At 44.4% G+C, this 6,860-nt stretch carries 5 protein-coding genes; all 5 read left to right on the top strand.

Features of this window, described 5'->3' with window-relative positions; all coding sequences use genetic code 11:
• Positions 1-2,001, top strand: a 2,001-nt coding sequence (locus LHW48_07050) for an aminopeptidase (protein MCB5260214.1), incomplete at its 5' end; no start/stop codon positions are given.
• Between the two features lie 601 nt (positions 2,002-2,602).
• Positions 2,603-4,486 (top strand): thioredoxin family protein, encoded by a 1,884-nt coding sequence (locus tag LHW48_07055; GenBank protein MCB5260215.1) that lies wholly within the window; start codon positions 2,603-2,605, stop codon positions 4,484-4,486.
• Between the two features lie 10 nt (positions 4,487-4,496).
• A complete protein-coding gene (locus LHW48_07060; GenBank protein ID MCB5260216.1) occupies positions 4,497-5,606 on the top strand; it encodes a hypothetical protein in 1,110 nt (369 codons plus the stop codon).
• 11 nt (positions 5,607-5,617) lie between these two features.
• The gene (locus LHW48_07065) at positions 5,618-6,172 is read left to right on the top strand and encodes a TlpA family protein disulfide reductase (GenBank protein ID MCB5260217.1); all 555 of its coding nucleotides are present in this window, start codon (positions 5,618-5,620) and stop codon (positions 6,170-6,172) included.
• A partial coding sequence (locus tag LHW48_07070) for a DUF6029 family protein (GenBank protein MCB5260218.1) occupies positions 6,172-6,860 on the top strand: 689 nt, incomplete at its 3' end. The genes LHW48_07065 and LHW48_07070, both read left to right, overlap by 1 nt.

Raw genomic sequence — 6,860 nt, forward strand, 5'->3', positions numbered from 1 at the left:
CCCAAAGCAGAATGTGCGGCGTTGATCGAAAAACTACGCGGCTTAAGTATTCCCGCAGACGCCCCCTTGGCAGAGTTTTTTACACATTATCGTGAAATTGCCCTTAGATCTTGGGATTACGTATGCCTTCTACAACAGGATCCTCTCTTAAAAAAGACTTCTCTAAAGGAATTGGAAGCATTGTATGAAGACGTGTATAGTACTTTTACTCCGGGTATAAACTACGATAATTCAATTCAAAACCCGGATTATACTCATAAACTCTACGGCGCCGAGATTGGTCCTTTCCTTAGCGCCATCTGTTCTAATGCCGGAGCTATTCGTCACAGCGGTATTGATGGCAATTACGTTTCCGTCCGCTATAGCCTTGATCTGTTCTTTGCTTTGTGGAATTCTCCCGCTAAAAGTGATTACAACGCCCTTCTAAATATCTATAAACAAGAACACTTGAAGATCCATGAACTGTTGGTTCAAGCCTCTTATATACGTCGTTTTTCGCCTCAGAACGATTATTTCTACAAAATCGTACATGATGCCGATCTTGATGATATTCGCTACATGTATCGCTATTGCGCCTACCTCAGCAAATACGATATGGAAATGGCAGAGTTTATCGCCGCCTATCCGCCCCAAGAGCTGGCGGCGATAGCCAGATTTGTGGTAAAAAGCTGGGTAGATGGCTTTGTGCGCGCAAAAAAGGACTACAAAAAAAAGAAATATGCAAATCTGATCATTCCTATCGGCATGGAAGCTCTGGGTCGATTGATAATCGACGAATTGGAAGCCATCGGCATTACCGCTTTGGTGCCTCAACTCCAAGGTAGTGGCTTCAACCGTCAGTATCCCTACGACCATCGTTACGATTCTGCGCTTATGCTGGATCGGGATTTTGTGGATAAATCTCTTCAGATAGGTAAAAACACACTGGAAGAGATAAAAGATATCGTTGCTCAGCAGGCTGGACCCATTTACGTTGAACTTTTTGGAGAAACGCCATTCAGCCCCATCAACAAAAGCACTACCCTCAAACTAAGCGAAGAACAACAGCAACTCATGCGTGAGTATCAAGCCCGTAGCGGACAGCTTTATTACTCTTATTACAAACGAGAGGAAGCCAGCTTTACCATTATAGCGTTTCCTTCTACCGAGATCGGGGATAAATTCCCGGAAATCTTTGCAGATACATTGCGCATCAACTTGCTGGACAGCAAACGCTATGCCACCATCCAGCAAAAGATTATTGATGTACTGGATACCGCCGAATACGTTCACGTTAAAGGAAAAGGCACAAACGAGACAGATATCAAAGTGCAAATGCACCATCTGAAAGACCCCACCCGCGAAACCTTATTCGAAAACTGCGTTGCAGATGTTAATATCCCTGTAGGAGAGGTGTTTACTTCACCAGTGTTAAAGGGAACCACGGGCATCTTGCATGTGGAAGATATCTATCTGGGAAGTCTGCGGTATTTCAATCTGAAGATAGAATTTGAGGATGGATGGGTAAAGAATTACTCTTGCACAAACTACGACAATCCGGAAGAATCTCGTCAGTATGTATTCGAAAACTTGCTCTTTCCTCACAAAAGCCTGCCCATTGGAGAATTTGCCATCGGAACAAATACGTCGGCTTATCAGATGGCCAAAAAGTATGACATCATGTCGCTTTTACCCATCCTGATCATCGAAAAGATGGGTCCGCACTTTGCCATCGGCGACACTTGTTTCAGCCACGAAGAGGATTCCGAACACCCCAGCTTCGTTAATGGCAAAGAGATGATAGCAGTGGACAATGAGCAATCTGCCAAACGCAAGGACGACCCTGTAAACGCATATCTGATGCACCATACAGATATTACTTTGCCTTATGAAATGCTGGAGTTTATCTGCGCCGTAAGTCATGATGGAAAGCATAGCGACATCATTCGCAATGGCAGGTTTGTAATTCCCGGCACAGAAGAACTGAATATCCCACTGATCGAGATGGAAGAAACAAAATAAGAACTTATAAATACAATAAACAGGGCTCACGTTAAGCGTGATCCCTTTTTTCTATCCACGAACCAACACATAGAATGGGGTAAAGCCATACTACAAGGGTAGTGGGTGGTCATAGCTACGATCAGAAAAAGCCCACCAAACCGATATCTCGTGCATAAAAAAACGATATATATGTATGTGCAACGGTCTCCTGAATATTCCGAAGCGTTAAGCTCAGAAACTTGATCCTGCACCAAAGCATAATATTGGCATTAACGAGGGTTAAAGGCACCATCATCCCGTCTCATCCGATGATCTCTGCCTAAAGCTTCGCTATTGTTAGTTTAAAGCTTTTGGAGGGGCATGATTATAATCTAGGAGTACTACTGATAAACTCACTCCCATTATCCCTCAATCAAGCTGTGCAAACAAAGTCTTACTGTATCGAATCGTGCACTTCACTAGGCCCAATCTAAGCCACGATATAAGTCCTTTAAGGGTATAAAAAGACCATAAAAGGTTTAGATAGATGCATCTGGCGTTTTATTAATCACTTGGTATGTTTAGCAAATTGCATTAGTATATTTGATATAAAAAAAAGATTATTACTGTGGAGGTATAAATGCGCGCCAAAAAAATAGCGCTGCTCCTTCTTTTGGTCACGATAAACTTGGGTCTTGCGGCTCAATCGGTTACGTTTAGCATTTCCGAGAAGGTGCTAAAACCTTTAGATAGAGGCTTTATTCGAGCCACACTGGAGATTCCTCCAGATCGTAAACAGAGTGTAGATCCGGCAGATCCGGTTTATTTTTATGTGGAAGCCGAACATCAAGATCTTGAAATTGGCAGATTGGATCTGCCCAAACCTGCTAAAATTGTATCTGATACAGAGTGGCTATACTATCCCAGAGTTACACTTAGCTTGCCTTTCCGGGTTAAAGCTAGTGCACAGCCAGGGCTTAAACAAATCAGTGTTCTGATGAGTTATAACCTCTGCTACGAAAGCGGGATGTGTGATCCTCCGGAAGAACAGGCTGGAACGCTTAGCTTTGAGGTTGTAGCACCCATAACTACCGAAATGGTAGAAGAACCCCCCATTTCCATTACCCAGATGGCAGAACCCGAAGCGCAAGAATCTGCAGAACCTGAACTTGTGCAAGAGGATACAGGAGAATTTGCTAAGGACTTATATGAGGCAAAAGCTCAAGCTCCTAGCGCAAAAAGCGCCGAAGCAAACGCTACAGGTTGGCAGGAAATCCTGAAGTTCCTGCTTTTTGCCTTTTTGGGTGGACTTATTTTGAACATAACGCCCTGTGTGTTGCCGATCTTGCCCATTCGCATTATGGCAATCATCAATCAGGCGCAAAACGATAAATCTAAAGTTTTCCGGCATGTGATGGTATATACTTTGGGAGTGCTTATCTCATTTGCCATCCTTGCCGCTATTTTTATTGGTATCCAGGCTGCAGGGCAATCTGCAGGTTGGGGTACGCAAAACCAGAACCCTTATTTCCAGGTAGCGCTGATGGCAATTGTCTTTGTGTTTGCACTATCGCTTTTAGGAGTATTCGAGATCACCGTTCCGGGCATGAATGCGGCCAATAAAGCCACTTCCAAGGGTGGCTATGGTGGTAGCTTCTTTGGTGGGATCTTCGCCTTTTTGATGGCGATATCCTGCACGGGTCCTTTTCTAGGTGCGGCGTTGCCCTTTGCCATGAAGATGCCTCCAGCACTGATCACGGTATTTTTCCTGATGATCGGTTTGGGCTTTGCCTTCCCCTTTATCCTGATCGGTATCTTTCCCAAAGCGTTGAAGATAATTCCCAAACCCGGGAATTGGATGGTGCTGTTTAAAGAACTGATGGGCTTCGTGCTGTTGTGGCTGGTATATACCATGCTAAAAACCACATTGGCGCTTACCAGTGGAGCATATCTGGTAAATGTAGTCTTCTATCTATTGATTGTAGGCTTTGCTGTGTGGCTCTATGGCAAGTTTGTACGTTTTGAATACAGCCGCGCAACGCAATGGATATTCAGCATTCTGGCTTTGGTCATCATCGTGGCTGCGTCATGGCACTATCTGCCCATCAAAGAAGAGCATCTGGCAGTGGATGCGGTGGTGCCGGTGGGAGACGAAATGCTGCAATCCCCTCATGCCCCTGAGGGCTGGTATATCTTTAGCCCACAGTTGATCGGCAAACTTCAGGCAGAAGGGAAAAGTGTATTTTTGGATATTGGGGCAGAATGGTGCAAAAATTGCAAGACGAATGAAAGGACAGTGCTCTTTACTGAAGATATAATGCAAGATTTTGCCGCTAAGGAAGTAGTGTTGCTAAAGGGTGATTTCACCAAAAAAGACCCCGTGTTGCTAGATTGGATTACGAGTCACGAGCGTTTGGGGGTGCCCTTCAATGCTCTTTACATTCCAGGTGAAGAGCCACAGATATTTCCGGAATTGATCAGTAAGAATATGATTCGGGATGCCCTGAAAAACATCACGAATTAAGGAGTAAAAGATGAAGCTAAGGATAGCGATAATAAGCTTACTTGCCTTGCTGCTTCTGGCTGGGGCTTGCGACAGGTATGATCACGATTTTAGCGATTTGCCGACGGGGGATGTCGATAGTCTGGAATCATTCCTGAGCATTGTAGAGCATTATTTTAGCATACTGAATCGTGATAATTTTGCCAATATAGAAGCTCTGTATGCCGAAGACTACATCCACAACGGAGTAGATAAAAGTGAACGCCTGGCATGGATTGAAAGCTTTTTGGATGAACCCGGCGTGTTGTTTGAAGTATCCGATAAGGCATGGAACCATATTATAGACAATCATGGCGTGGTAAACTGGCGCCTGAAAGTGCTAAGTCCAGATGCTAAAGCAGTTCTGGCCGACAGTCTTTTTGTGGGTGAAAAAGTGAGATATGGAGATGAGGGCTGGGTTCTGCTTGGCAATCAAGCCTGTGTTCCCGATGAATCCAAAAAGCTGGTAATTGCGGAATATTTTACTTTTGATAGCTGTCCATATTGTCCCCCTGCAGAGGCGAAACTGAATGAATTACAAGAAGCGCATCCGAATTTCATCTATTTGGAACATCATATCGCCAACACTTTGCTGGTACAGGGAAACGATACTGCTAACTATTACAGCGCTTTTAGGGCACCAACTGCCGTATTTCAGGGCATGAGTAAGGTGACAGGTAGCGATGATGAACAACTGGATGCTTACGAAAGTATTGTGAGCTACCTGGTTAGCGAAAACAGAAGCATCGAAATTGAACTGCAAAATATAAGTGCCAATTCACAAGAAATCAGCACATTAGTAATGCTGAATCCCCTAGAAGAGCTGGATCTTACAGATATGTATCTGAACTATGTAATTATCACCGATGAGGTAAGCCAGACCAATGTGAACGGCGAACCTCTGCACAATGTAGTGCGTGCGGTGGGTAGGTCTCTTCTGATACCAAATGATCTTACCACGGGCAAACAGATAAGCTTGAGCACATCGGGGGCAATGCCATCCAATTACAAGCTGGTAGTATTTGTGCAATATCGCCCGCCATCATTTACCAATGAATCTCGCATCTACGACGGAATAGTACACAGCGTTTCCGCAAAATAAAGGAGAACCCGATGAGAAAGATATTTACTCTTATGGCCTTGATAATCATGATTTTACCGGCTTTTGCCGACACTATGCCGGATTTTAAACTGCCGGATCTAAGCGGTAACGAGGTTACGCTTGCTTCCCTTTTGGGCAACGGACCGGTTATTATAGATTTCTGGGCAGATTATTGTAAGCCCTGTAAAGAGGCAATGCCAGCGCTCAATACTCTGATGGAGAAATATGAAGAGCTTACGGTAGTGATGATCTCTATCGATGCACCCAAGACTCAAGCGCGCGCCAAAAGCTATCTTAAGAGTAAAAACTTCAAGTTCATCACTCTCTTTGATCCGGATAAGAAACTTGCCAAACAGTTGAATGTGGTGAATCCCCCACATAGCTTTATTCTGAATAATGCTGGTGAGATAGTGTATTCTCACATTGGCTTTGAAGTCGGCACAGAAAAGGTCTATGAAGCTCATGTGAGAGAATTGCTGGGTCTCAAAGATGAACCTGTCCATAAACCCGGTGAGGATGGTGAGCACTGCGGCAACTGTGGGCATCATGAAGAGAAGGAAGAATAATGAAGTGGAAGCTTGTTATCATTTTGGTCTTCATGGCGCTTTCGCTAATGGGGCAAAACACTTTGCAGATCAATGGCTTGAATGAAGCAGAATTTGTGTATCGCACGGCGGCGGATTCTTTGAATGCATATTTCTCCAATGAATTTGGTTTCAATCTGGCATATCAGGATTTTAGTTTTGGGATGAAGTTCATCAGCGATCTACCCAAATATTCCAATGAACAAACCGAACTGATGGATGAGATCGCTCCAGAGCGCTTAAGTGTAGAATGGGACGAGTTGTATGCCGGTTTCAAGCGTGATGAATTTAGCCTCCATGTTGGCACTACAGAAGAATCTTTTGGCAATGGCATAGTGTTTCGCAGTTACAAGGACATAGAGTTTGACGAGGATCACCGCCTGCAAAGCGTTTTGATGGGCTACGACGGCAAATTGAAGTTAAAGGGCATCTACGGAGCTATTGCGAACAAAGATAACACTAGCCGTTACGATTTGGCATACGGAGCAGACGCTGAATATCCGCTTATCTCTGGGCTAAGAATGGGTGCAACCGCCATGGCGTTTCGCGACCTCAGCCCGATGAATACATATAACTACCGGGATGTTTTTGGCGGCAGAATGCATTATTCTTCTGCGGCTTTTGAGGGCTTCGGCGAATATGCCTATAGCAAACGGTATAAGATCGATAA

The sequence above is a fragment of the Candidatus Cloacimonadota bacterium genome (genome assembly GCA_020532355.1).
GTDB lineage: Bacteria > Cloacimonadota > Cloacimonadia > Cloacimonadales > Cloacimonadaceae > UBA5456.

Excerpts from the sequence above, each read along its gene's own strand:
- LHW48_07055 (MCB5260215.1), top strand. The coding sequence starts at position 2,603 with ATGCGCGCCAAAAAAATAGCGCTGCTCCTTCTTTTGGTCACGATAAAC.
- LHW48_07060 (MCB5260216.1), top strand. The coding sequence starts at position 4,497 with ATGAAGCTAAGGATAGCGATAATAAGCTTACTTGCCTTGCTGCTTCTG.
- LHW48_07065 (MCB5260217.1), top strand. The coding sequence starts at position 5,618 with ATGAGAAAGATATTTACTCTTATGGCCTTGATAATCATGATTTTACCG.